The sequence below is a fragment of the Pseudomonas sp. NY15356 genome, from assembly GCF_048068175.1.
Taxonomy (GTDB): Bacteria; Pseudomonadota; Gammaproteobacteria; order Pseudomonadales; family Pseudomonadaceae; genus Aquipseudomonas; species Aquipseudomonas putida_K.
Window position 1 is genome coordinate 54,997 of sequence record NZ_JBLUPW010000018.1, and the last position, 25,862, is coordinate 80,858.

Genomic DNA, 25,862 nt, shown 5'->3' on the forward strand with positions numbered 1-25,862 from the left:
CTTGTGTCAGGTGCGGACCGGCACGAACCGGGCGGTAAAGGTTTCACCATCGCGTCGCGGGTAGAACAGCGCACCATCGGTGGCTTGCGCACTGCCTTTGCTGAACACGACATCCATGCAAGAGACCGGCGCTTGCGGATCCTTCAGGAAGACTCGGTACAGCACCCGGTCCTCGCCTTCGTAGGTGTTGGCCACCGCGTCGGCCTTGATCAACGCCTTGCGGTTGCCATCGGCGTAGTCCTTGACCACTTGGATGAACGGTTGGCGATCGACAGCGGCATCGACCCGCAGAATGGAGACTGGGGAGATGGTTACCAGGTGGCCGTTGACGGTCTGTGCCCACACCCGGTTGTTATAGCCTGGGAGGTAGTCGGTGGTTTGATGGGTATCGAGCCTCTGGCCGCTGGCCAGGTTGAATACTCTGCCGCTTTCACGGGGTTGATCGCTTTCGCAGCTGCTCATCGGGATGCTGTTGGCATAGGCTGGGGAGATCAGCGAGAAACCGCCGGTTTTCGGCGTGATGGTCTGCCCCAGCGTCCATTCGCTGCCGGTCACGGCCTGGCCGCCGAAGTCGACCAGCGCGCCGGAATGGGCGATTGGTGCAGCAGCCTTTGCCGCAACCTTCGAGGTGGTGCTGGCAATGGTCGGCTTGGCCGTGGTCTGTTTAACAGGCTTGCCAACAACTTGCGGGGTATGCACGGCAGGTGCCTTAGCGACAATCGCCGTGCCATGAGCAAGGTATTTGGGGTTGTTCTGTTCAGCGTTGACCCGCTTGACCAGCGTGGCAGTGTCGTTGACTTCGACGATTTCGACACGACGGTTCTTTCCACGCTGCAGGGGGTCGGCGTTGTCCGCTACGGGCCGGGAGGCACCAGCACCCTGGAAGTACATGCGCTGGGGAGCGATGCCCTGCTCGGCGAGGATGCTGGCCACCGCGCGGGCACGACGCTCGGAAAGCTGCTGGTTGCCGCGGGCACTGCCTGTGGCGTCGGTATGGCCAACCACCAGGATCGCCGTATCACGCTGTCCGACGAAGGCGCTGGCTAGCTTGCGTACCTGCCGCTCGCCGTCGACACTGAGGTGTGCACTGCCGACCGCGAACATGCCCTGGTCCTGTACCTGGGCAACGAAGCCTGCATCCTGAGGGGCGGCGTTCTGAGTATTGCCAGGCGTACTCAGGGGCTCTACCTGAAGCTTGAGGTTCTCTTCCTGAGCCAACTTTTGCAGGCGATCGATACGCTCCTTGTAGGCCAGTGCCGCGCCACAACCTGCGGCAGCCCCTATGATCGCACCACCGATGATCGCCCCATCGCCCTGGTTGCTCAGGGCGCCGGCAGCCGCCCCCGCCAAGGCCCCCACCGTACCGCCAATCAGGCAGTTGGCTGTGCGACTGTGATTACGCGAAAACTCTTCGATACTGGCGCAACCGGTAACCGTCATGGCAATGGCGATAGCCAAGGCGCTGCTGCGCATCTCACGCGGGGAAAGCGATAAAGGCGACAAATCTGGCTCCTGAGAAATTCGCACTCAGGTCGACCACCAGGGAGCATGCGCTGGCTAACGTTCGTCCCTGAACGAGAAGTGTTTAAAAAGCATGGGATAGTGAGAGGATTTCATCACAGCCAGTGATGGCAATTCAACATTATTTATACAAGCGGTTCTATGCGACAGCACACGCCAGCGCACGAGCCTTGCACACCGGTGGCCGGCCAGAGGGGGAGCAGCTCTACAACCTGCCTTGGGCCAGAGGCCAAGGTGACTGGAGAAGCCTGCAACTTGCAAAGAGCGCGCTCAGCGCTCTTCCGAATAGCTGTACTCGAACACCCGCACCACTTCCGAGGCATGCCAGGATGCCGCCTCGAGCCCATCGACCGGCCCCGAGAAGCGCCCCAGGCGCTCGACGCACTCGAAGAAGCCGGTACGCGGCAAGCGGCTGGCACCTTGGCTGATCACCAGCGAGCTGCGCAGCGGCTGCTCGGCCCGGGCGTCGAGCACGGCCAGGTATTCCAGGGCAGCGGTAAGGGTCTGCATCGCCGGGCTGGGCAACTGCAGGCGTTCGATCAACGCGCGGTAGGTCAGCAGGTGGCGTTGGCGACGGGCCAGATCGAGCTCGTTCAACAGGTTGTCCCAATGCTGGCGGCTGATCCTGACCTGGCTCATGACGGCTCGCTCCAGCCAGCGATGCCCAGGTGCCAGGCCAGGCTGCGCAGGATTGCCGCATCCGGCTGGCGCTCCCCGGCCTCGATCATCGCCAGGTAGGCCGGGCTGATGCCGACATTGCGCGCCAATTGCTCGGGCGCCAGGCCCTTGGCCTGGCGCAGTCGTGTCAATTCACTCAATGCCACCAAGGCCGGGGCCTCGGCGGCGACTGCAGGTTCGTTCGTTGGTGCCTCGGCAGGTGCCTGCCCCGCGGCCTTGAGCAGTGCCTGGTACTGTTCCCACGGAACCACGGCATACTCGGGCTGACCGTCCCGGCTGATGACCTGAATACCCATACAACCCCCTTACGTAGGATTACTGCATGTAATCCGTAGGCATAATCCTTATGCCAATTATATGTCCAAGCGCGGGCGTATGCGCGGCCGGGGCGATTTCAGGGCGCTCCGCGCTCCAGGCGCAGGGCTTCGGGGGTGTCCGGCAGGCGTTCGACCACCTGCAGGCGCTCGGGTGCCTGGCTGTCGCGCCAGGCCTTGAAGCGGTTCAATTCATCGCCCACGGCCTTGAGTACCCAGCCCAATACGGCGATGTCATCGAGGAAGCCAACCCCCAGCAGCCAGTCGGGAATGGCATCCAGGGGGCTGACGAAATACAGCAGGCCCGCCACCACCGTGACCAGCGCCTTGGGGCTGATGGCGCGGTATTCGCCCCGCCACCACGCCAGGCACAGGCCTTGGAGCAAACGGACGTCCTCCCGCAGCTGGCCAAGCTTGGGGCCTTTGCGGGCCACGGCGAACAGCAAGGCCGGCAGCCGACCACGGCTGAGCAGGCGCTCGGCCAGGGGCAGGAAGCGGGCGAAATTCCAGGGTGCGCTCATGGGGCCTCCATATCGGCAGGGAAGGTTATCCACATTTATTGTGGATAACCTTGTGAACAGGGAGCAGTTTCCGACGCGAGGTGCCCACAGGGCAAGGGTCTGGCTCAGATCGGGCGTTTTTTACACAGCTGTTTCAGAACCGCAAACGTTTTGCGTCGATGGGCTGCCCTTTCTTCGACACTCCGGGGTTTATGGGGTTCGTTCAGAACTAAAGGGGCCGCTTCGCGCCCCATCGCGGCACAAGGCCGCTCCTACAGGGGACGTGCGGATGGCACGGCTGATGTAGGAGCGGCCTTGTGCCGCGATGGGGCGCGAAGCGGCCCCTTTGTTTGGATCTGACGCGGTATTACTTGGCAGGCTCTTCAGCCGCTGGCGCTTCGGCTTCCGGCGCCTCGCCCTGGGCGTTGGCCGGGTCCTTGATGCCCAGCAGCTCCAGGTCGAAGACCAGTACCGAGTTCGCCGGAATCAGCGGGCTCGGGCTCTGGGCACCGTAGGCCAGGTCAGCCGGGATGTACAGCTTGTACTTCTCGCCGACGTGCATCAGTTGCAGGCCTTCGACCCAACCCGGGATCACGCCGCTGACCGGCAGGTCGATCGGGCTGCCACGTTCGACGGAACTGTCGAACACCTTGCCATCGATCAGCTTGCCTTCGTAGTGGACAGTGACCACGTCGGTCGGCTTGGGCTGCGGGCCGTCGGCCTTCTTGACCACTTCGTACTGCAGGCCCGAGGCGGTGGTGACGACGCCTGGCTTCTTGCCGTTCTCTTCGAGGAATTTCTTGCCGGCGCTGGCCGCTTCCTCGCTGGCCTTGGCCAGACGCTCTTCGGCGCGCTTCTGCAGATCGGTGAAGGCCGCTACCAGGTCTTCGTCCTTGATGCGCTGCTCTTTCTTGGCAACCGCATCCTCGATGCCGAGGGCCACCGCTTTGGAATCTAGGTCTTCCATGCCTTCCTGAGCCAGGCTCTTGCCCATGTTCAGGCCGATACCGTAGGAGGCTTTCTGTGCCGGAGTCTTCAGCTCGACGCTGCTGGTCTGAGCGTCGCAGCCCGCGAGGACCAAACCAACCAGGGCAACCGCAGCCGCCAAACGATGCTGTTTCATGCTAGTTCCTTGTTCATGCGCCATAAGGGCAATCAGGTAAAGCCGCGAGCTTATCAGGCGGCCATGACCAATGGCTACCGGCATGAGAGCCAGGAAAGTCCGATAAGTTCACGGATATTTCCCCGTAGCTGAAGCGAACCGTCCTGCCCGGCCGCTTGCAACTTCACCGCGCACGCTTCAAGCGCACGCCGCAAGCTCCACCGCATCGCCGCAAACGCGCACCGGCCACACGCGCAAGGCCTGCGCCGTATCCTCCAGGCAGTGCCCGTCGTGCAGGCTGAAATGCTGCTTGTACAGTGGTGCCGCGACCACCAGCTGCCCTTTCAGACTGCAGACCAGGCCTCGACCGATGATATTGGCACCGGAGCGCGGGTCACGGTTGTCGAGGGCGTACACGGGCTGGGCCTGGTCGGGCAGGTAGAACAGCGCCACCTGTTCGCCCTCATGCCAGACCACCACGCCGGAGTCGGCGACCAGGTCCTGGAGCCGGCAGACCGTTTGCCAACCGGGTTGCGTTGCCACAGCAGCGTTGGACGTTTTCATCAGATAGCCTCCTGGGTGGTGGGAATCAAATGCAAGGGTGCACCGGGCCGGCGCTGCTCGCGCTCGCGAACGAAGTGCACGTCCGGGTCGGGGCGCTGGTCATTGACGAAGGTGCGAAAACGCTTGAGCTTTTCCGGGTCCTTGAGGGCGTTGGCCCATTCGCATTCGTAGCGCTCGACCACATGCTGCATCTGCGCCTCCAGCTCGCTGGCCAGGCCCAGGCTGTCGTCGATGATCACCTGCTTGAGGTAGTCCAGCCCGCCTTCCAGGCTCTCGCGCCAGACCGAGGTGCGCTGCAGCTTGTCGGCGGTGCGGATGTAGAACATCAGCACCCGGTCGATCAGGCGCACCAGGGTTTCGTCGTCGAGGTCGGTGGCGAACAGCTCGGCATGGCGCGGGCGCATGCCACCGTTGCCGCAGATGTACAGGTTCCAGCCCTTGTCGGTGGCGATCACGCCGATGTCCTTGCTCTGCGCCTCGGCGCATTCACGGGTACAGCCGGAGACCGCGAACTTGAGCTTGTGCGGCGAGCGCAGGCCCTTGTAGCGGTCTTCCAGGCGCAGGGCCATGGCGACGCTGTCCTGCACGCCGTAGCGGCACCAGGTGCTGCCCACACAGGACTTCACCGTGCGGGTCGACTTGCCGTAGGCGTGCCCGGTCTCGAACCCGGCCTCGATCAGCTCGCCCCAGATCAAGGGCAGCTCGTGCAGCTGAGCGCCGAACAGGTCGATGCGCTGGCCGCCGGTGATCTTGGTGTAGAGGTCGTACTTCTTCGCCACCTGGCCGATCACGATCAGCTTGTCGGGGGTGATCTCGCCGCCGGGAATGCGCGGCACCACTGAGTAGGTGCCGTTCTTCTGCATGTTGGCCATGAACGTGTCGTTGGTGTCCTGCAGCGGCACCAGGGAAGGGTCCATGATCGGCTGGTTCCAGCAGGATGCGAGGATCGAGCCCACGGTGGGCTTGCAGATGTCGCAACCGACCTGGCCCTTGCCGTGGCGCGCGAGCAGGTCGGCGAAAGTACGGATGCCTTCGACCCGGACCAATGCGTAGAGCTCCTGGCGGGTATAGGCGAAGTGTTCGCAGAGGCTCTTGTCCACGGCCACGCCACGGGCGCTCAGCGCATGCTCGAAGACCTGCTTGAGCAGCGCCGTGCAGCCACCGCAACCGCTGGCGGCCTTGGTGCAGTCCTTGACTGCGGCGAGGTCGGCGCAGCCGCTGTCGATCGCCGCGCAGACCGCGCCCTTGCTGACGTTGTGGCAGGAGCAGATGGTCGCGCTGTCGGGCAGTGCATCGGCGCCCAGGGCCGGAGCCCCGCTACCTTGCGGCAGGATCAGCGCCGCCGGGTCGGCCGGCAGGGCGATGCCGTTCTGCACGTACTGCAGCAGGGTGTCGTAATAGCTGTTGTCGCCCACCAGAACCGCGCCGAGCACACGCTTGCCGCTGGCATCCACCACCAGCCGGCGATAGGCCGCGTTGGCCTCGTCGATGAAGCGATAGCTGCGCGCGCCGGGGGTGGCACCGTGGGCATCGCCGATGGAGCCGACATCCACACCCAGCAGCTTGAGCTTGGTGGACATGTCGGCACCGGTGAAGGCCTGGGCAGGCTCGCCTGCCAACAGCGCCGCCAGGTTGCGGGCCATGCCGTAGCCTGGCGCCACCAGGCCGAACACGCTGCCGTTCCACGACGCGCATTCGCCGATGGCGAAGATGCGTGGGTCGCTGCTGCGGCAATCGCCGTCGATCACCACGCCACCCCGGGCGGCGACATCCAGGCCGCAGGCGCGGGCCAGGGCATCCTGGGGGCGGATTCCGGCGGAGAATACGATCAGGTCGGTTTCCAGGTGCTCGCCACCGTCGAAGTTCATGCGGTAGCGGTAGGCCTCGCCAGCACTGATCGACTGGGTGGCCCGGGACAGGTGCACGCCCACGCCCAGCGCCTCGATCTGCGCGCACAGGGCAGCACCACCCTCGCCATCGAGCTGCACCGGCATCAGCCGTGGCGCGAACTCCACCACATGGGCTTCCAGGCCCAGGGCCTTCAGGGCATTGGCCGCCTCCAGGCCGAGCAGGCCACCACCGACCACCACGCCACGGCGGGCGTTGCCGGCTGCCGCGCGGATGGCGTCGAGGTCGTCCAGGGTGCGATAGACCAGGCGCGCGGTGCCGCTGGAGCCTTCGATCGGCGGCACGAAGGGGTAGGAACCGGTGGCGAGGATCAACTGGTCGTAGCCGTAGCGCCCTTCGGCCGTGAGTACCTCGCAGCGTTCACGGTCGATGCCCAGCACGGCCTCGCCCAGGTGCAAGTGCACGCCGTGGCGGTCGTAGAAGTCCCGCTCGCACATCGCCAGAGCCTCGGCATCGCTACCACCGAAATAGTCGGAGAGGTGCACGCGGTCGTAGGCGCGCTGGCGTTCCTCGCCGAACACGCGCAGCTCGAAACGCGCCAGGGCGCCGCGTTCGATCAGTTGTTCGACGCAGTGGTGGCCGACCATGCCATTGCCGACGATGACCAGTCGCTCTCGTTGCCCGCTGTTCGCTGTTGCCTTCATAGCCGATCCTCGCGAAAAAAAAGGCGCCTGGAGCCGAAGCTCCAGGCGCCTTTGCCTGTTCTCATCAGTAGTGGGCCCGGGCTGGTCGCCGTTGATCAGCAGGGCAGGTTGTAAGGGTTCAGAAGCAGGGAGTGTGCCAACTCACCATTAGGCGTTGCCCCCTTTCTGTAGGAGCGGGCTTGTCCCGCGATCAAGGGCGAAGCCCTTGCCAGACGACGGTGATATCGGGGCCGGCCTAATCGCGGGACAAGCCCGCTCCTACAAGGATCACGCCAGTTCTCAGGGGTACGCAAAGCTCCAATCCAGTGCACGCCTGCTCATCCTGGGGCACTCAGTACACATCGCGTCGGTAGCGGCCGGCTTTGTTCAAGGCGTCCATGTAGGCCTGGGCAGCCTCGCTATCGAGGCCGCCATGCTCGGCGATGACCTGGTGCAAGGCGGCCTCGACATCCTTGGCCATGCGCAGGGCGTCGCCGCACACGTAGAAGTAGGCGCCCTCCTCCAACCAGCGCCACAGCTGCGCCCCCTGCTCCAGCATGCGCTGCTGGACATAGACCTTGCGCGCCTGGTCGCGGGAGAACGCCGTGCTCAGTTGCAGGTGGCCGCTGGCCTGCCAGGCCAGCAACTGGTCGCGGTAATAGAAATCGCAGGCTTCGTGCTGTTCGCCGAAGAACAGCCAGTTGCGCCCACTCGCCCCCCGCGCCTGGCGCTCTTCGAGAAATGCCCGGAACGGCGCGATGCCCGTGCCGGGGCCGACCATGATCAACGGCGTACAGTCGTCGTCGGGCAAGCGGAAATGGGTCGTCACCTGGGGAAAGATCGCCACCTCGTACCCCTCGGCGCGGTCGGCGAGGAAGGTCGAGCACACGCCCTTGCGCGTGCCGTAGCGCACCGTGGAGACGGTCAGGTGAACCTGGCCGGGATGCACGGTGGGGCTCGAGCTGATCGAGTACAACCGAGGCTGCAAGGGCCTGAGCAGGTCCAGCCACTGTGCCAGTGACAATGCCTGCGGGAACTCGCGCAACACATCGGCCAGTTGCCGCCCCCACAGCCAGCTTCTCAGATCGGCCTTGCGTTCGGGCAGCAGCATGCCACGTAGGTCGCTGCTCGCCTGGCTGAAGACCTCCAGCTGGCGGGACGTGACCCGGGTGATGTCCAGGTGCCGCTCCAGGGCCACGGCCAAGGGCATGGAGGCGTTGCCCTTGAGCTCGACCGAGGCCTGGCCGTCCAGCTTCATCAAGCCGAGCAACTCCTTAACCAGCGTCGGGCAGTTGCGAGGCCAGACACCCAGGGCATCGCCGGCTTGGTAGGCGAAGCCACTGTCGCCCAGTTCGAATACCAGCTGGCGGGTTTCCTTGCTGGCGCCCGGGCCATTGAGCAGGCGATTTTCCACCAGCTTGGCCGGCAATGGACGCTGTTTGTCGAACACGTCGCTGGAAACACTGCCGCGCAATACCGCCGCCGGGGCCGCGCCCAACGCCGGCAGCAGCGCCTCGAGCCAGGCGGTGAAGGCGTCGTCGAAGTCAGGTTCGCAATCGACCCGGGGCAATAACCGATGGGCACCCAACGCGGCCAGACGCGCATCGAGCTTGCGGCCAAAGCCGCAGAACTGGTCGTAGCTCGAATCACCCAAGGCCAGCACCGCATAGGGCAGCTCGGCGCAGTGGCTGCCCTCCTCCCCTAGCAACGCCTGCCAGAAGCCAGCCCCGCTGGCGGGGGCTTCGCCGTCGCCGAAGGTGCTGGCGATCAGCATCACGCTGGCAGCACCTTGCAACTGGCGCGGGCTGACCGCTTCCATGCAGCTTACCTCCACGGCCAACCCCGCCTCGCGCAGGCATTGGCCACAGCGCTCGGCCAGGGCCTGGCCGTTGCCGGTCTGCGAGGCCCAGAGCACGCGGTGGAGAGGAGCACCGGACGGTGTTCCGACAGCGGTCGCCGGGTTCAGCTCGAACACATCGATACGCGCCCCACCGACCCGCTCCACGGCCACGGCGCACTGTTTATAAGCCGGTTGCAACGAAGTCGGGTCGACAGCGTCGCAGGTCAGCGCGTTGATCGCCAACTGCTCACCATACACATCGTTCCAGTGGAACGGGGCGAAGCAGCTGCCTACCTGCACCCGGTCGCTGACCCGCGCCGGCAGCACGGCCTGGCCGCGACGGGAACGGATGGCCACCTGGTCGCGCTCGACGATCCCCAGGCGTGCCGCGTCTGCGGGGTGCAGCTCGACGAAGGGGCCCGGGTCGAGCTTGTTCAGGCTGGGAACCTTGCCGGTCTTGGTCAGGGTATGCCACTGGTGCTGCACACGCCCGGTATTGAGCACCAGCGGAAAGTCGCTATCGGGCTGCTCGGCGGGCGGCAGCCAGGGGCGTGCCAAAAAGCGAGCCTTGCCGCTAGGGGTGGGGAAGACCACTACAGGCCGTGCGGCGGCGGCGCTGGCGTCGACGTAGCGTAACGGGCTGCGGTCATCGGCGCGGCCCGGGGCACAGGGCCATTGGCGCGGGCGCTGGCGCAGCTCGCAGTAGCCAATGCCGCGCAGGTCGTAGCCGGTTCGGGGATTCCAGAAGCGGCGGATCTCATCGAATACGGCTTCGGCGTCGGGGTAGTCGAAGCCTTGCGCATATCCCATGGCACAGGCGATGCGCGCAATGATTTGCCAGTCCGGCAGGCTCTGGCCGGGCGGCTCGACCGCCTTGGGCATCAGCGTCAGGTTGCGCTCACTGTTGACCATCACCCCCTCGCCTTCGGCCCAAAGGGCGGCAGGTAACAGGATGTCGGCGTAGCGGTTGGTCTCGGTATCGAGGAACGCATCCTGGGTGATCACCAACTCCGCCCGGCCCAGGCCGTCGATGACCTGCTGGCGGTTGGCGACGCTGGCCACCGGGTTGCTGCAGATGATCCAGCAGGCCTTTATCCGGCCGGCTTTCATCTGTTCGAACAAGGCCACGGTGCCTGCCTCGCTCTCGTTGCGCAGGCTGCCCGGGGCGAGCCCCCAGTGCTGTTCGACGAAGGCCCGGTCAGCGGCGACCTGAACCGAACGCTGGCCGGGCAACCCGGACCCCATGTAACCCATTTCGCGCCCGCCCATGGCATTGGGTTGGCCGGTCAACGAGAACGGGCCGCTGCCCAGGCGGCAAATGGCGCCGGTGGCCAGGTGCAGGTTGCACAGGGCATTGCTGTGCCAGGTGCCGTGGATGCTCTGGTTCAGGCCCATGGTCCAGCAGCTCATCCAGTTGCCGGCTCGGCCGATCCAGTCCGCGGCCTGGTGAATGTCGGCCTCGGCGAGGCCGGTAATGGCAGCGACCCGCTGCGGGGTGTAAGCCTCGAGGAAAGCGGGCATCGCCTCCCAGCCTTCGGTGTGACGGGCGATGAAGTCGGCGTCGGTATGGCCATTGCGGTGCAACAGGTGCAGCAGGCCGTTGAGCAGGGCCAGGTCGGTACCCGGGCGCACCTGCAGGAACAGGTCGGCCTTATCGGCGGTGGCACTGCGCCGGGGGTCGACGACGATCAGCCTGGCGCCGGCCTTGAGCCGGTCGAGCAGGCGCAGGAAGAGGATCGGATGGCAATCGGCCATGTTCGCGCCGATCACCAGGAACACCTCGGCGTGCTCGAAATCCTGGTAGCTGCCCGGTGGCCCGTCGGCGCCCAGGGACTGCTTGTAGCCGCTGCTGGCGCTGGCCATGCACAGGCGCGAATTGGACTCGATGTGCCGGGTGCGGATGAAGCCCTTGGCCAGCTTGTTGGCCAGGTACTGCGCCTCCAGCGACATCTGCCCGGACACATAGAGCGCCACCGCGTCCGGGCCGTGGGTGTCGATGATCCCACGCAGACGGTCGGCGGCCTGTTCGATGGCGCTGTCCAGAGTGCCCTGCACGGGCTCATGACCGCGCTGCCGGCGCATGAACGCGTGGGTCATGCGCCCGGCGGCGGTCAGTGGCAGATGAGCGGTCAGGCCCTTGGTGCAGAGGCGACCGAAGTTGCTCGGGTGCTGCTTGTCACCGCTGACCTTGGTGACCTTGCCGTCCGTCACGGTCATGACGATGCCGCACCCTACCCCGCAATACGGGCACACACTGCGCACTTCGCTGCTGCTCATCGGTCGATCTCCTGGCCGCATGAACGAAAAAAGGCGCCGGCCGCCCCGCCCTGCAGAAGCAGGAGGAGCAGCACGGCGCCTTTGTCGTGGGGGCCATCGGCATTGATGGCCTGGATGCAGGAGCATCAGCAAGTACTGGGCCAACTGCAGACATCGGCCCCCCACAGGGACTTCAGTGTCCTTGAGGAACAGAAACAGTGTGGGAGCGAACTTGCCCCGAGATTGGGCCGGCACAGAAATGGCACTGAACCATTGGGTTCGCACCAATCGGTGGCACTGACGACCTCAACAAGCAGCAGAAACAAAAAAAGCGACCCTAGGGTCGCGGTTTTTTTTGGTGCGGGGGGGGCGGGGGGGCGGGGTGCGGGGCGTTTGCGCAGCGGACGGGACTCGAACCCGCGACCCCCGGCGTGACAGGCCGGTATTCTAACCGACTGAACTACCGCTGCGCTAAACATCGAGAAGTGGTGGGTGATGACGGGATCGAACCGCCGACCCTCTGCTTGTAAGGCAGATGCTCTCCCGGCTGAGCTAATCACCCAACGTCTCGGTGTGGCGCGCATTCTACGGAGGACCTGCCACCCTGGCAAGCACTTTTTAAAAAAAATTTTTCAGGCCTTTCAAAGACCTAGCGCAACAGCGCTTTTCTCCTGAATTAAGTCACTGGTGGCGCTCTGACAGGGTTGGCCTGCGACCACCCCTCGGAGAATAATGCCCGCCTTATGCATTAAGGAGAGATTCCCCCTCATGTGGTTCAAGAACCTGCTGACCTACCGCCTGACCCAGGACGTCCCGTTCGAGCCCGAGGCACTGGAAGCCGCCCTGGCCAGCAAGCCAGCCCGCCCCTGCGCCAGCCAGGAGCTGACCACCTATGGTTTCGTCGCCCCGTTCGGCAAGGGCGAGGATGCTCCCTTGGTGCACGTCAGCGGTGACTTCCTGCTGATCGCCGCGCGCAAGGAGGAACGCATCCTGCCCAGCAGCGTGGTAAACGACGCCGTCAAGGAAAAGGTCGAGGAAATCGAGACCGAGCAGATGCGCAAGGTCTATAAAAAGGAACGCGACCAGATCAAGGACGAGATCATCCAGGCATTCCTGCCCCGCGCCTTCATCCGCCGTTCGATGATCTTCGCCGCCATCGCCCCGCGCCTGGGCTTGATCCTGGTCAACTCGGCCAGCGCCAAGCGTGCCGAGGACCTGCTGTCGACCCTGCGTGAAGTGATGGGCTCGCTGCCGGTGCGCCCGGTCACGGTCAAGACCGCCCCGAGTGCGACCATGACCGACTGGGTCAAGACCCAGGAGCCGGCTGCCGACTTCTTCGTCCTGGATGAGTGCGAACTGCGCGACACCCATGAAGACGGCGGCATCGTGCGCTGCAAGCGCCAGGACCTGGCCAGCGAAGAGATCCAGCTGCACCTGGGCACCGGCAAGGTGGTCACCCAGCTGGCCCTGGCCTGGCAGGACAAGCTGTCGTTCGTGCTGGATGACAAGACGGTGATCAAGCGCCTGAAGTTCGAAGAGCTGCTGCAGGAGCAGGCCGAGCAGGACGGCGGCGAGGAAGCCCAGCAGCAGTTCGACGCCAGCTTCACCCTGATGATGATGACCTTCACAGAGTTCCTGCCGGCGCTGTTCGAGGCGCTGGGGGGCGAGGAGATTCCGCAGGGGGTCTGAGATACCGGTCGCCTCACCGGCCCTATCGCGGGACAAGTCGGACCGCCGCACCGCCGCTCCCACAGGTATTCCGCTCTACCGAAATGGAAAGAGGCCCTGTGGGAGCGGCGGTGCGGCGGTCCGACTTGCCCCGCGATTGTGTTGGCCCATATAACGACTACACGCTTGCCGACTCACAGCAAAATGTGCAGTATAGTGCGCACTGTGAGGACGGCCTCACGACGCAACGCGTGACCATTCCGGGGACGGCCCCATCCTTAGCAACGATGGAGACTCATCATGTCCTGGATCATCCTGTTCTTCGCCGGCCTGTTCGAAGTGGGCTGGGCCGTAGGCCTCAAGTACACCGACGGTTTCACCCGCCCCCTGCCCACTGCCTTGACTGTCGCCGCCATGGCCGTGAGCCTGGGCCTGCTGGGCCTGGCCATGAAGGAACTGCCACTGGGTACCGCCTACGCGGTCTGGACTGGCGTCGGCGCCGTGGGCACAGTGATCGCCGGGATCATCCTGTTCGGCGAATCGATGGCGTTCATGCGCCTGGCCAGCGTCGCACTGATCGTGGCCGGCCTGGTCGGCCTGAAGGTCAGCACCAGCTGACCTTTCTTCCTTCCCTTCTCAACGCACGTCGCCGCGCAGGGCACAGACTTTCTCGCGCAGCGCCTCGGGCTGCGCCGCGTCCACCGGAACGGCGGCGCCAGCCACCAGGGTCACCCGTGACCACAGACGCTTGAAGAACCCCTTGTTCGGGTCGCGACTGAAGAAACTGCCCCAAAGCCCCTGCAACGCCAGCGGAATCACCGGTACCGGGGTTTCCTGCAGGATGCGGCTCACCCCACCCTTGAACACATCGATTTCTCCATCGGCACTGAGCTTGCCCTCGGGGAAGATGCACACCAGCTCGCCATCGGCCAGGTACTGGGCGATACGGGCGAAAGCGCGTTCGTAGGTGGCTTCGTCCTCGCCACGCCCGGCGATGGGGATGGCCCCGGCGGTGCGGAAGACGAAGTTGAGCACCGGCAGGTTGTAGATCTTGTAGTACATGACGAAGCGTATCGGCCGGCGAATGGCACCACCGATCAGCAGCGCATCGACGAACGACACGTGGTTGCACACCAGCAACGCCGCGCCTTGGTCAGGGATGCGCTCGAGGTCCCGGTGCTCTACGCGGTACATGGAGTGGCTGAGCAGCCAGATCATGAAGCGCATGGTGAACTCGGGCACGATGCGGAAGATGTAGGCGTTGAGCGCGATGTTGAGCAGCGACACCACCAGGAACAGCTGCGGGATGCTCAGTTCGGCCAGGCTCAACAGGACGATGGTGGCGATGGCCGAAACCACCATGAACAAGGCATTGAGGATGTTGTTGGCCGCGATCACCCGGGCCCGCTGGTCTTCAGGGGTGCGCGCCTGGATCAAGGCATACAGCGGCACGATGTAGAAGCCGCCGAACACGCCCAGGCCGACGATCGACAGCAGGATCCACCAGGCCTGGCCCATGCCCAGCAGCGCCAGCCAGCCATGGGGCACGGCGCCCACCGGCACATCGCCGGAGTGCCACCACCAGAGCAGGCCGAACAGCGTCAGGCCGAAGGAGCCGAACGGCACCAGGCCGATTTCCACCTTGCGCCCGCTCAGGCGTTCGCACAACAGCGACCCCAGGGCGATGCCCACCGAGAACAGGGTCAGCACCAGGGTCACCACGGTTTCGTCGCCGTGCAGCCAGTCTTTGGCATAGGCTGGGATCTGGGTCAGGTAGATGGCGCCGACGAACCAGAACCAGGAGTTGCCGACGATCGAGCGGGACACCGCCGGGGTCTGCCCAAGGCCCAGGCGCAGGGTGGCCCAGGATTGCTTGAGGATGTTCCAGTCCAGTTTCATCTGCGGCGCGGCCGCGGCAGCCCGAGGAATCCAGCGGCTGGCCAGGTAGCCGAGCACCGCGGTCGCCACCACACCGGTAGCGACCACCGTGGCGTAGTGCGTGGAGGACATCATCACCCCGGCGCCGATGGTCCCGGCCAGGATCGCCAGGAAGGTGCCCATCTCCACCAGGCCATTGCCGCCGACCAGTTCCTCCTCGTGCAACGCCTGGGGCAGGATCGAGTACTTCACCGGGCCGAACAACGCCGAGTGGGTACCCATGGCGAACAAAGCCAGCAGCATCAGCGGCAGGTGGCCGGTGACGAAGCCCGTGGCGCCGATGGCCATGATGACGATCTCGGCCAGCTTGATCACCCGGATCAACGCATCCTTGGCGAACTTTTCGCCGAACTGCCCGGCCAGCGCCGAGAACAGGAAGAACGGCAGGATGAACAACAGCGCACAGAGGTTGACCCAGATCGAGCGGTCGCCTTCCAGGCTCAGCTTGTAGAGGATCGCCAGGATCAGCGACTGCTTGAACAGGTTATCGTTGAAGGCGCCTAGCGACTGGGTGATGAAGAACGGCAAGAAGCGCCGCTTGCCGAGCAGGGTGAATTGCGAGGGGTGGCTCATCGTCCGTGTACCTGGTTGGGCGTTTTCAATTGGAGGCACGCACAGCGCGGGAAGCCACAAATCTGCATGGGAATGGGCCTGGCTGGCAACCCGTAACTGTTTCGCCATGAGGCAGCCCCGCGCCCATGGGTGCTCAAGGGATACCACGACATTGTTCACGCACGCTCCTATGCTTGGACTCCGGCACCACCCCGACCACAAGGATGTCCGATGCTCGCCGCCCTCAAACGCTACCCCCGCTCCGTGCGCCTGCTGCTGGCGACCGCGGCCGTCCTGACCTTCGCCCGGGCAATCACCCTGCCCTATCTGGTGGTGTACCTGGCAGATACCTTCCAATTGGCGGTCGGCCCCATCGGCCTGCTGGTCGGCAGCGCGGTGATCCTCGCCTCTCTGCTGAGCCTGTACGGCGGCCACCTGGTCGATACCGTGCGCAACCATACCCTGTTGCTAGGCGCCATCTCGGTATTCGCCCTGGCCTTCGTCGGGGCGATCGCCAGCCGCTCGGCCGCGCTGTTCTTCTTCTGCCTGGTGATGATCAACCTGGCCCTGGCGGTGGTCGACATCGCCGTGAAGTCGGGCTTCTGCGCCTTGCTGCCGGTGGCCGAGCGTGCCGAGGTGTTCGCCATCAAGTACACCTTGAACAATATCGCCTACGCGGTCGGCCCCCTGCTTGGGGTGGCCCTGTTCGAACAAGGTGCCTACCTGCCCTTCCTGGTTTCCGCACTGATCGGCCTGGGCATGGGCGGGCTCTATCACGGCTTGGGCGACCGGCGCCTGCAGGTCGGTGAGAACGCCCAGCACAACGCCGGGTTCACCGAGGTCGCCCTGCGTCTGGTAAGTGATCGCCGGTTGATCTGCTTCACCGTGGGCGGGATGCTGAGCGCCGTGGTGTTCGGCCAGTTCGGCGCCTACCTGTCCCAGTACCTGGTGGTGACCACCAACGCCAAGGAGGCGGCGCGGCTGGTGGGCTACCTGATCACCACCAACGCCGTCACGGTGATCGGGCTCCAGTACCTGATCGGCCGACGCATCGACCGCCAACGCCTGATGCCTTGGCTGCTGGCCGGCATGGCGCTGTTCATCCTCGGCTTGCTGGGGTTTTCCATGGCCGGCTCCGCCCTGGCCTGGTGCCTGGCGATGGTGGTGTTCACCCTCGGCGAGATCATCGTGATCCCAGCCGAATACATGTTCATCGACCTGATCGCGCCGGAGCATCTGCGGGGTGTCTATTATGGCGCGCAGAACCTGTCCAACCTGGGGGCGGGATTGGGGCCGGCGATCGTCGGCTTTGCCTTGGGGCAGTGGGTGCCGGCGGCGACCTTCTACCTGCTGGTGATGTCGGTGATACTGGCGGGGGTGTTCTATTGGCTGGGCACACGCAGGCCTTGAGATTGCCGGTGCGGGCCTGCCGCGGCGGGCTTGACCCGCGATCGGGCCGATACGGGCGTGCGACGTCCTGCCACTGCGACCATTGTCGGCGCTGACGAACCTCAGTGGCCGTGCCAGACTGATTGATCGGGACCGCGTTTTCTTTTTTGCTCCGGAGTTTGCATGTCGTTGTCCAGCGGGCTGATCGCCGTGGTCGCCCTGGTCTATATGGCCATCATGTTCGCCATCGCCTTCTACGGCGACCGCCGCAGCACGCCGCTGCCGCCGCGCCTGCGCGCGTGGGTCTACAGCCTGTCGCTGGCCGTGTACTGCACCAGCTGGACCTTCTTCGGCGCGGTCGGCCAGGCCGCCGAACAGCTGTGGGCGTTCCTGCCGATCTACCTGGGGCCGGTGCTGTTGCTGGTCTTCGCACCCTGGGTGGTGCAGAAGATGGTGCTGATCAGCAAGCAGGAGAACATCACCTCGATCGCTGACTTCATCGCCGCCCGCTACGGCAAGTCGCAATCCCTGGCAGTGGTGGTGGCGCTGATCTGCCTGGTCGGGGTTTTGCCGTACATCGCCTTGCAGCTCAAGGGCATCGTACTGGGCGTCAACCTGCTGATCGGCGCCAACGCCGACGCCACAGGCACCCGGGTGCAGGACACCGCGCTGGTCGTCTCGCTGGTGCTGGCCCTGTTCGCCATCGTCTTCGGCACCCGCAGCCTGGACGTCACCGAGCACCACCGTGGCATGGTCCTGGCAATCGCCTTCGAATCATTGGTCAAGCTACTGGCTTTTCTCGCCGTGGGCGCCTTCGTGGTGTTCAACCTGTACGATGGCTTCGACGACCTGTTCAACCAGGCGCGCCACTCGGTGCACCTGGAAAGCTACTGGCAGGAGACGGTCAACTGGCCGTCGATGGTGGTGCAGACCGCCGTGGCGATGATGGCGATCATCTGCCTGCCGCGCCAGTTCCACGTGACTGTGGTAGAGAACATCGAACCCCAGGACATGCGCCTGGCACGCTGGGTATTCCCGCTGTACCTGGCGCTGGCCGCCCTGTTCGTGGTACCGATCGCCCTGGCCGGGCAGATGCTGTTGCCCGGCACGGTGATCTCCGACTCCTTCGTGATCAGCCTGCCCCTGGCCGAGGCCCACCCGAGCCTGGCGTTGCTTGCCTTCATCGGCGGCGCCTCAGCAGCCACCGGCATGGTCATCGTCGAGGCGGTGGCGCTGTCGACCATGGTCTCCAACGACATGCTGCTGCCCTGGCTGCTGCGGCGCAACAACGCCGAGCGCCCGTTCGAGGCGTTCCGTCACTGGATGCTTTCGGTACGACGGGTGACCATCGTGGTCATCCTGCTGCTCGCCTATGTCAGCTATCGCCTGCTTGGCTCCACCGCGAGCCTGGCGACCATCGGCCAGATCGCCTTCGCCGCCGTCACCCAGCTGACCCCGGCGATGCTCGGCGCGCTCTACTGGAAGCAGGCCAACCGCCGCGGCGTGTTCGCGGGCCTGGCAGCGGGGATCTTCCTGTGGTTCTACACCCTGGTGCTGCCCATTGCTGCCCGTAGCCTTGGCTGGTCGTTGCAACTGTTCCCGGGGCTGGCCTGGCTGCATGGCAACCCGCTGGACCTGCCCATCACGCCGCTGACCCAAGGGGTGGTGCTGTCGCTGGCGGGCAACTTCATCCTCTTCGCCTGGGTCTCGATCCTTTCTCGCACGCGGGTATCGGAGCACTGGCAGGCCGGCCGCTTCATCGGCCAGCAGAGCAGCGCCCGGCCCAGCAGCCGCTCGCTGCTGGCCGTGCAGATCGACGACCTGCTCAAGCTGGCCGCGCGCTTCGTCGGTGAAGAGCGCGCTCGGCAGAGCTTCATCCGCTTCGCCTATCGCCAGGGCAAGGGCTTCAACCCCAACCAGAACGCCGACGGCGACTGGATCGAACACACCGAGCGCCTGCTCGCCGGCGTGCTCGGCACCTCCTCGACCCGCGCGGTGGTCAAGGCAGCCATCGAAGGCCGCGAAATGCAGCTCGAAGACGTGGTGCGCATCGCCGACGAAGCCAGCGAGGTGCTGCAGTTCAACCGTGCCTTGCTGCAGGGGGCCATCGAGAACATCAACCAGGGTATCAGCGTGGTGGACCAGAACCTGCACCTGGTGGCCTGGAACCGTCGTTACCTGGAGCTGTTCAACTACCCCGACGGGCTGATCAGCGTCGGCCGACCGATCGCCGACATCATCCGCTACAACGCCGAACGTGGCCTGTGCGGCCCCGGTGAAGCCCAAGTCCATGTGGCCCGGCGCCTGCACTGGATGCGCCAAGGCCGCGCGCACACCTCCGAACGCCTGTTCCCCAATGGCCGGGTCATCGAGCTGATCGGCAACCCCATGCCCGGTGGAGGGTTCGTCATGAGCTTCACCGACATCACCCCGTTCCGCGAGGCCGAACAGGCACTCAAGGATGCCAATGAGGGGCTGGAACAGCGGGTCGCCGAGCGCACCCACGAGTTGTCCCAGCTCAACCAGGCGCTGTCGGAGGCCAAGAGCCAGGCCGAGGCCGTCAGCCAATCCAAGACCCGCTTCCTGGCTGCGGTCAGCCATGATCTGATGCAGCCGCTCAATGCCGCGCGGCTGTTCTCCGCCGCGCTGGCGCAGCAGGACGAGGGCATGACCGACGAGGCCCGACAACTGGTGCAGCATATGGACAGTTCGCTGCGCTCCGCCGAGGAGCTGATCAGCGATCTGCTGGATATCTCGCGCCTGGAGAACGGCAAGGTCACTCCCGACCCGAAGCCGTTCGCCCTCAACGAGCTGTTCGATACCCTGGGCACCGAGTTCAGGGTGCTGGCCGCGGAAAAGGGACTGGAATTCCGCCTGCGCGGCAGCCGGTTGCGGGTCGACAGCGACATGAAGCTGCTACGCCGGGTGCTGCAGAACTTCCTGACCAACGCCCTGCGCTATGGCAAGAGCCCGATCCTGCTGGGCGCACGTCGCCAGGGCGAGCGCCTGTGGCTGGAGGTGTGGGACCGCGGCCCGGGCATCGCCGACGACAAGCTGCAGGTGATCTTCCAGGAGTTCAAGCGCCTGGACAGCCACCAAACCCGTGCCGAGAAAGGCCTGGGCCTGGGCCTGGCCATCGCCGACGGCCTGTGCCGGGTGCTCGGCCACCCGCTGGAGGTGCGGTCCTGGCCCGGCAAGGGCAGCGTGTTTCGCGTCAGCGTGCCGATCGCCCGCAGCGCCGTCGCCCCGGCCAAGGCGCCGGTGGAACAGGCCAGCCAACCACTGGCCGGGCTGCAGGTGCTGTGCGTCGACAACGAAGACAGCATTCTTGTGGGCATGAACAGCCTGCTCGGCCGCTGGGGCTGCCGGGTCTGGACCGCGCGCAACCGCGAGGAATGCGAGGCGCTGCTGGGCAAGGGCATGCGCCCGCACCTGGCGCTGGTGGACTACCACCTGGACGACGGCGAGACCGGTACCGGCCTGATGGCCTGGCTACGTACCCGCCTGGGCGAGCCGGTGCCTGGCGTGGTGATCAGCGCCGACGGGCGCAACGAGACCATCGCGCTGGTCCATGCCGCCGGCCTCGACTACCTGGCAAAACCCGTCAAGCCGGCGGCCCTGCGGGCTCTGCTCAATCGCCATCTGAGCCTGGTTCAGTAAGCGCTTCGTCGGCCATCACCCCATCGGCAAGGGCCCGCTCGAGCAAGTCGCCCGGCAGGCTCTTGCTGGCCCGGGCACCCAGCAGCTTGAGCTGCTCGCTGCGGCTGACCAGGTTGCCGCGCCCTTCGCAGAGCTTGTTGCGCGCTGCGGCATAGGCCTTGTCCACCTGCTGCAGGCGGCTACCCAGTTCGTCCAGGTCCTGGATGAACAGCACGAACTTGTCGTACAGCCACCCGGCGCGCTCGGCGATTTCCCGGGCGTTCTGGCTTTGGCGCTCCTGTTTCCACAGGCTGTCGATGACCCGCAAGGTGGCCAGCAAGGTGGTGGGGCTGACGATCACGATCTGCCGGTCGAAGGCCTCCTGGAACAGGTTCGGCTCGGCCTGCAGGGCGGCGGAGAACGCCGCTTCGATAGGCACGAAGAGCAGAACGAAATCCAGGCTGTGCAGGCCATCGAGGCGGTTGTAATCCTTGCTGGACAGGCCTTTGACATGGCTGCGCAGCGACTGCACGTGCTGCTTGAGGGCCGCCTGGGCGCTCTCGGTGTTGGGGTCGCCGACAAATTGCTGGTAGGCGGTCAGGCTGACCTTGGCATCGACCACCACCTGCTTGTCGCCTGGCAGCATGATCAGTACGTCGGGCTGGTAGCGCTCGCCGTCGGCGCTCTTGAGGCTGACCTGGGTCTGGTACTCGCGGCCCTTTTCCAAGCCCGCATGCTCCAGCACCCGCTCCAGAATCAGCTCGCCCCAGTTGCCCTGGGTCTTCTGGCCCTTGAGTGCCTGGGTCAGGTTGGTGGCCTCGTCGGACAGGCGCAGGTTCAACTGCTGCAGGCGCTCGAGCTCCTTGCCCAGGGAGAAGCGTTCGCGGGCTTCCTGTTGGTAGCTTTCCTCCACGCGCTTTTCGAAGGCCTGAATGCGCTCCTTGAGCGGGTCGAGCAACTGGCCCAGGTGCTGCTGGCTGGTCTGGGCGAAGCGCTGTTCGCGTTCATCGAAGATCTTGGTGGCCATCTCGGCGAACTGGGCACGCAAGGTGTCGCGGGCTTGCTGCAGGTCTTCGAGGCGTTGCTGGTGGCTTTCCTGCTGTTCGCGCAGCTCGGCTTCCAGGCGGGCAGCCTGGGCTTCCAGGCGGCGCAGTTCGGCCTCGCGGTTGGCCCGCTCCAGCTGCCAGGCGTGGGCGGCATCGCGAGCGTTGTCGCGGTCGATCTGCAACAGTTCCAGTTCGCGGGCCTGGGCCGCCAGGGTGGTCTGCTTGACCACATTGGCTTCGCTCAGGTCGCTGATTTCGTCGCGGCTGGCGTCCAGCTGCGCCTGCAGGCCTTCCTGGGCGAGCTGGGCACTGCCAAGGCGCTCTTCGAGCAGCGCCAGTTCCGATTGCCGGGCAGACAGCCGCCGCTGCAGTTGCACGGCCCAGCCCAGGCAAGGGATGGCTGCGGCCACGAGGCCCAGCAGGATACTGGCAAGATCCACTGCCATAGCGACTCCGATCGGTGTTCGATAATGCTGTGCAGCTTATCAGGTGAGGGGCTTGGGTGATGTGTTGTTGGAGATCGAGCGCCGCGCGGGGCGGCGCGCGATCTCACAAGCACCGCAGCTGCTGCGACAACCGCTTCAGCCCAGCTGCTTGAGCAACCGACGCGCTTCCTGCGAGCCCTGTCCCGCCGCCAGCTCCAGCCAGTAACGGGCCTGCTCCGGCTCACTGTGCTGGCACAGCCGCGCAAATTCCAGCTGGGCACGACGGTCGCCCGACCGTGCAGCCTGGCGCAGCAGCTCATGGCCGATGCGCCGGTCACGGGCATTGCCACAATCGCGGCATAGCATCTGCCCCAAGCGACTCTGGGCCACCACCACGCCCTGACGCGCGGGCTGCTTGAGCAGGCGGCCGGCCAGGTGCTTGACGCTGGGCTTGTCGCCCAGGCGCGGGCTGTCGAGCAGCCAAAGGGCCACCTTCAGGGAAAAGCGCTTGGAGGAAGACACGGGCGAATGTGCAGTGGGGCTTGCGAGGGGTTTACCGCGAAACTTCATGAGCAACAGCGAAGGCAATTCGAAAGGCGCGCACTCTACTGCATTTTTTTGCTCATGGCCCGGCCAAATCCTAAAGATGTAAAAAAAAATTTCGATGATCTTTTCTTGACGTTTTCGCTCGATGGACCTCTTGCCGAACCCGGATGACTGATCGTCGGACAATTCAAAAACCGCTGGCACGCCCGTCCTAGAGCAAGCGCTCGGGACAATCCACAGAACCTGTGGATAACTCAGTGGACAACCGCCCCGACACGTCTTCAAACCCCGATGGAATGGGGCTTTCGGTCAAACTGACGATTTTTTCACCAGTAAAAATTAGTGTTTTTTTTCATTGACTTAAGGATTCAGTCAAGGCATTGGCGAGCTCGCTGCCGCACGTTGCCAAACCGTTACAAGTCACACTCGTCGTGTGTACAAGTACGCCAGGGACATCCAGTTGGATAGGAAAAGCGCAAGATCGTCGAACCCGACCGCAGAACCGCCCCACTTCACAGCACGGTGAATAAAGGCCATACTGCTCGGCTCGCCTGACAAAAACCTAAATTGCTTGCCAGGCAGTGTTCTTTCCTGTAGGGTGCGCATCGTTAGTACCCAGCTGAAAGTCAATTCTGGCCACATATGTCCTTGCAGTGCCTCTTTCCCCACACGAGCCATTGCTGAAACCAGGACCGGCCCCTTCGATGATTCACTCGGCAGCAAACCTGCCCCAGCGCGAATCACGCGACAGATTGATCGGGATCTTCACCCAGAGGCATTGAACCTTGGCCCTGGCGTGCCTGCCCGCCTTCTGAAGTACCTACCAGTCAGCCCAGCGCCCACATTTGCTTGCGCCTCATCTGGCTGCCCTGTTCCAGTCAGGTTCTTCGTCCCTTAATAAAGGCGTCACTGGAACGTTTCTAAAATGCACGGATCGAAATCCGTGTTTAAAGCAGGAACATCCAACAATATGAATACTCATCATCAGATCCAAGCCGCTATCGGCACCTTGTCCCAGGCCTTCGCGCCGTTGAAATGCGTTATCGTCGCCCCCCGCAAGGGCAACTTCAGCTTCACCCTGGTCGACGAACATGGCATCGCCTGCCACACCGAACGCCTGTACCCGGAACAATACAGCCGCGTCGCCCCGCTGCAGGCTGTCATCGAACGGACCCGCCAGTCGCTGGCCGCGTGAGCGGCCTATTCCGGCGCATCCAGGCGCACGATAGCCCCTTCCCTTCGCTTCCTGATCGTTCTTGGCGTAATTGCTTCAAGGCATATGCGCCAGGGCGACGGGCAGCAATCGATTTAAAAACAGCCCTTTACACCACGATTATCACACTACACTTCAACTCGAGCGGTGCGAGCCGCTTCCGGCGGGCCTGATCAATTCACCAGCTGCCAAGCTCCAGTGCCCGTCGGCCCTTAACTGATCGAGGGCACCATGGGTATCGCGGCTAAAGAGTTGTGTCAGTATGTGATCCGTCCGACCCTGATCTACCTGGGCCGTCACAGCCAAAGCGCCGAGGCCTTGCTGCTAGGCGTTGCAGCCAGCCAATCGGCGTTGGGTTCAGCGCTGCACGACCGACGGGGTCATGGTCTCTATCTAATAGGCGAAACCCGCCACCAGGCGCTCTGGGACGACTTCCTGGCACGCGACCCGGACCTTGCCAGCCTGGTCCGCGGACTGGCCAGCCAACACGCCTTTCTGCGCGGGCCGCACCTGGAGCTCGCGGTCAACCTGCGTTATTCCACGGCTATCGCCTGGATGCTCATCGAAGAGCAGGCCATGCCATTACCTGCGCCGAACGACCTGTTGGGCCTGGCGCGGGTCTGGCGACAGATCTTCCACCCTCAAGGGCGCCTGCGGGATTTCACCCAAGCCTGGCATTTGTGTGTGGATCCGATTTTATCCCAGGCATCTTAAGACGCGTCTTACAAGTAACCGGAAAAAAGGGAATTTTGGTCGGATTGTCCTACAAAATTGCGTGAAATGCTGCGATTACCGCTATAGCGCCGCGCGTCATTTGTTGGTAGCTTTTCGCCCCGGAGATCCCAAGGAGTTTCACAATAATGAAAAAAGCAATGCTCAAAACCTCCCTCGGTGTAGCCGTCGCCCTCGCATCCAGCCAACTGTTCGCCGCGGGCTTCGCCCTCAACGAACAGAGTGTCAGCGGCATGGGGACCGGTTTCGCGGGGCGCTCGTCTTCTGCCGAGGATGCCAGCACTGTATTCGGCAACCCTGCCGGCATGTCGCGCCTCAAGCGCGAGCAGATCACCGTTGGGGGTGCAGCGGTCATCGCCAAAACCGATATTTCCGGCCCTGGGAGCAACCTGGGTGGGGAAACCGACGGCGACATGGTGCCGACCGTGGGTGTGCCGATGGGTTACTACGTCAAACCAATCGATGATCACTGGAGCGTAGGTTTCGGTGTTTACGTGCCATTCGGCCTGGTCACCGACTATGGCAGCGATGACGCCGCACGCTACTGGGGCAAGAAGAGCCACGTCGAGGTCATCACCTTCCAACCGACCGTCAGCTATGCCTTCAACGACAAGGTGTCGATCGGTTTCGGCCCGACCATCAACCGCATCAAGGGCGAGTTGGGCTCGAACCTCATCAACCCATTCGGTCCTCCTGGTTCGAATGACGGCGAAGTGAAAATCAAAGGCGACGATACTGCAGTCGGCTACAACATCGGTATCCTGGTTCAAGCCACGGACCGCACCCGTGTAGGCCTGACCTATCACTCGATGGTCGACTACAAGCTTGAAGGCAAAACGAAGGTCAGCTTCCCGGCCGTAGGGCTCGATGGCAACAAGTTCGACGCAAGCCTGAAGATCAAGACGCCAGAGTCGGTCGATCTCTCGGTCACCCACGAACTAAACGACCAGTGGACCCTCTACGCCGGTAGCACCTGGACTCGCTGGAGCCGCCTGGAAAATATCACTGTAAACACGGATATTCCTGCTGGCCCAGGCGGCATATGGGATAGCAACTTCGGAACCATCACCGAAGAGCAGAACTGGCATGACACCTGGGCACACGCCATCGGCGCGTCCTACAAGGTGAACAAGGAGTGGACCCTGCGCGCAGGCTTCTCCGTCGACCAGTCGCCGACCAACAACCATAACCGTTCGCCACGCATCCCGACCGGTGATCGCAAGGCGGTCAGCTTCGGCGCTGGCTGGAGCCCGAACGACGACATGACCATCGACCTGGCCTATTCCTATCTGTGGGAAGAGGACACCAAGGTGAACCAGGTCAGTGCGAGCAAAGGCTCCTACCAAGCCAAGTATGAAAACAGCGCTCACGGCCTCGGTGCTTCGCTCACCTACCGCTTCTGAGTTGT

The 25,862-nt window shown here is 64.2% G+C and carries 18 protein-coding genes and 2 tRNA genes; 7 read left to right on the top strand and 13 right to left on the bottom strand.

The window, feature by feature from the left end:
* Nucleotides 1-6 precede the first annotated feature (6 nt).
* The 10 genes from ACNFCI_RS15545 to ACNFCI_RS15590 form a co-directional block, all read right to left on the bottom strand.
* Nucleotides 7-1,503: an OmpA family protein gene (locus ACNFCI_RS15545; RefSeq protein WP_368829866.1), complete on the bottom strand. Its 1,497-nt coding sequence runs from the start codon at nt 1,501-1,503 to the stop codon at nt 7-9.
* Nucleotides 1,504-1,791: 288 nt separating this feature from the next.
* Nucleotides 1,792-2,160 (bottom strand): hypothetical protein, encoded by a 369-nt coding sequence (locus ACNFCI_RS15550; protein ID WP_368829867.1) that lies wholly within the window; start codon nt 2,158-2,160, stop codon nt 1,792-1,794.
* Nucleotides 2,157-2,495: a helix-turn-helix domain-containing protein gene (locus tag ACNFCI_RS15555; protein WP_084854861.1), complete on the bottom strand. Its 339-nt coding sequence runs from the start codon at nt 2,493-2,495 to the stop codon at nt 2,157-2,159. Before ACNFCI_RS15555 ends, ACNFCI_RS15550 begins: the two co-directional genes overlap by 4 nt.
* A gap of 98 nt (nt 2,496-2,593) precedes the next feature.
* Nucleotides 2,594-3,034: a YkvA family protein gene (locus ACNFCI_RS15560; protein ID WP_084854860.1), complete on the bottom strand. Its 441-nt coding sequence runs from the start codon at nt 3,032-3,034 to the stop codon at nt 2,594-2,596.
* Between the two features lie 346 nt (nt 3,035-3,380).
* The gene (locus ACNFCI_RS15565) at nt 3,381-4,136 is read right to left on the bottom strand and encodes an FKBP-type peptidyl-prolyl cis-trans isomerase (protein WP_084858656.1); all 756 of its coding nucleotides are present in this window, start codon (nt 4,134-4,136) and stop codon (nt 3,381-3,383) included.
* A 177-nt stretch (nt 4,137-4,313) separates the two neighbouring features.
* Nucleotides 4,314-4,679, bottom strand: coding sequence for a nitrite reductase small subunit NirD (gene nirD, locus ACNFCI_RS15570; protein WP_368829868.1), 366 nt, complete (start codon nt 4,677-4,679; stop codon nt 4,314-4,316).
* Nucleotides 4,679-7,231, bottom strand: a complete 2,553-nt coding sequence (nirB, locus tag ACNFCI_RS15575) for a nitrite reductase large subunit NirB (RefSeq protein ID WP_368829869.1) — start codon at nt 7,229-7,231, stop codon at nt 4,679-4,681. The genes nirD and nirB overlap by 1 nt, the downstream gene beginning before the upstream one ends.
* 331 nt (nt 7,232-7,562) lie before the next feature.
* Nucleotides 7,563-11,327: a molybdopterin-dependent oxidoreductase gene (locus ACNFCI_RS15580; protein WP_368829870.1), complete on the bottom strand. Its 3,765-nt coding sequence runs from the start codon at nt 11,325-11,327 to the stop codon at nt 7,563-7,565.
* 375 nt (nt 11,328-11,702) lie between these two features.
* Nucleotides 11,703-11,776: transfer RNA gene (locus ACNFCI_RS15585), tRNA-Asp, on the bottom strand.
* Between the two features lie 16 nt (nt 11,777-11,792).
* Nucleotides 11,793-11,868, bottom strand: a tRNA-Val gene (locus tag ACNFCI_RS15590).
* Nucleotides 11,869-12,074: 206 nt separating this feature from the next.
* Between ACNFCI_RS15590 and rdgC the strand changes: the two genes are divergently transcribed.
* Both rdgC and sugE read left to right on the top strand, forming a co-directional pair.
* Nucleotides 12,075-12,995, top strand: coding sequence for a recombination-associated protein RdgC (gene rdgC / locus ACNFCI_RS15595; protein ID WP_084858652.1), 921 nt, complete (start codon nt 12,075-12,077; stop codon nt 12,993-12,995).
* Between the two features lie 279 nt (nt 12,996-13,274).
* Nucleotides 13,275-13,592: a quaternary ammonium compound efflux SMR transporter SugE gene (gene sugE / locus ACNFCI_RS15600; RefSeq protein WP_084858651.1), complete on the top strand. Its 318-nt coding sequence runs from the start codon at nt 13,275-13,277 to the stop codon at nt 13,590-13,592.
* Between the two features lie 18 nt (nt 13,593-13,610).
* Here sugE and ACNFCI_RS15605 read toward each other — a convergent pair whose 3' ends face one another.
* Nucleotides 13,611-15,485, bottom strand: coding sequence for an MFS transporter (locus ACNFCI_RS15605; RefSeq protein ID WP_416768047.1), 1,875 nt, complete (start codon nt 15,483-15,485; stop codon nt 13,611-13,613).
* Nucleotides 15,486-15,695: 210 nt separating this feature from the next.
* Between ACNFCI_RS15605 and ACNFCI_RS15610 the strand changes: the two genes are divergently transcribed.
* Nucleotides 15,696-16,874, top strand: a complete 1,179-nt coding sequence (locus ACNFCI_RS15610) for an MFS transporter (RefSeq protein WP_368829872.1) — start codon at nt 15,696-15,698, stop codon at nt 16,872-16,874.
* Nucleotides 16,875-17,036: 162 nt separating this feature from the next.
* Complete coding sequence (locus tag ACNFCI_RS15615) at nt 17,037-20,513, top strand: PAS domain-containing hybrid sensor histidine kinase/response regulator (protein ID WP_084858648.1); 3,477 nt, start codon at nt 17,037-17,039, stop codon at nt 20,511-20,513.
* Here ACNFCI_RS15615 and rmuC read toward each other — a convergent pair.
* The gene (rmuC, locus tag ACNFCI_RS15620) at nt 20,485-21,870 is read right to left on the bottom strand and encodes a DNA recombination protein RmuC (protein WP_172403061.1); all 1,386 of its coding nucleotides are present in this window, start codon (nt 21,868-21,870) and stop codon (nt 20,485-20,487) included. The genes ACNFCI_RS15615 and rmuC overlap by 29 nt on opposite strands.
* A gap of 249 nt (nt 21,871-22,119) precedes the next feature.
* The gene (locus ACNFCI_RS15625; protein ID WP_368829873.1) at nt 22,120-22,533 is read right to left on the bottom strand and encodes a tetratricopeptide repeat protein; all 414 of its coding nucleotides are present in this window, start codon (nt 22,531-22,533) and stop codon (nt 22,120-22,122) included.
* Between the two features lie 946 nt (nt 22,534-23,479).
* Here ACNFCI_RS15625 and ACNFCI_RS15630 point away from each other — a divergent pair.
* The 3 genes from ACNFCI_RS15630 (at nt 23,480) to ACNFCI_RS15640 (ending at nt 25,857) form a co-directional block, all read left to right on the top strand.
* On the top strand, nt 23,480-23,704 hold the full coding sequence (locus tag ACNFCI_RS15630; protein ID WP_084858645.1) for a hypothetical protein: 225 nt from the start codon (nt 23,480-23,482) through the stop codon (nt 23,702-23,704).
* A 249-nt stretch (nt 23,705-23,953) separates the two neighbouring features.
* Nucleotides 23,954-24,436, top strand: a complete 483-nt coding sequence (locus ACNFCI_RS15635) for a hypothetical protein (protein ID WP_084858644.1) — start codon at nt 23,954-23,956, stop codon at nt 24,434-24,436.
* 146 nt (nt 24,437-24,582) lie between these two features.
* Nucleotides 24,583-25,857 carry an OmpP1/FadL family transporter gene (locus ACNFCI_RS15640; RefSeq protein ID WP_368829874.1) on the top strand — a complete coding sequence of 425 codons (1,275 nt, stop codon included), beginning with the start codon at nt 24,583-24,585 and terminating at the stop codon, nt 25,855-25,857.
* Nucleotides 25,858-25,862 lie beyond the last annotated feature (5 nt).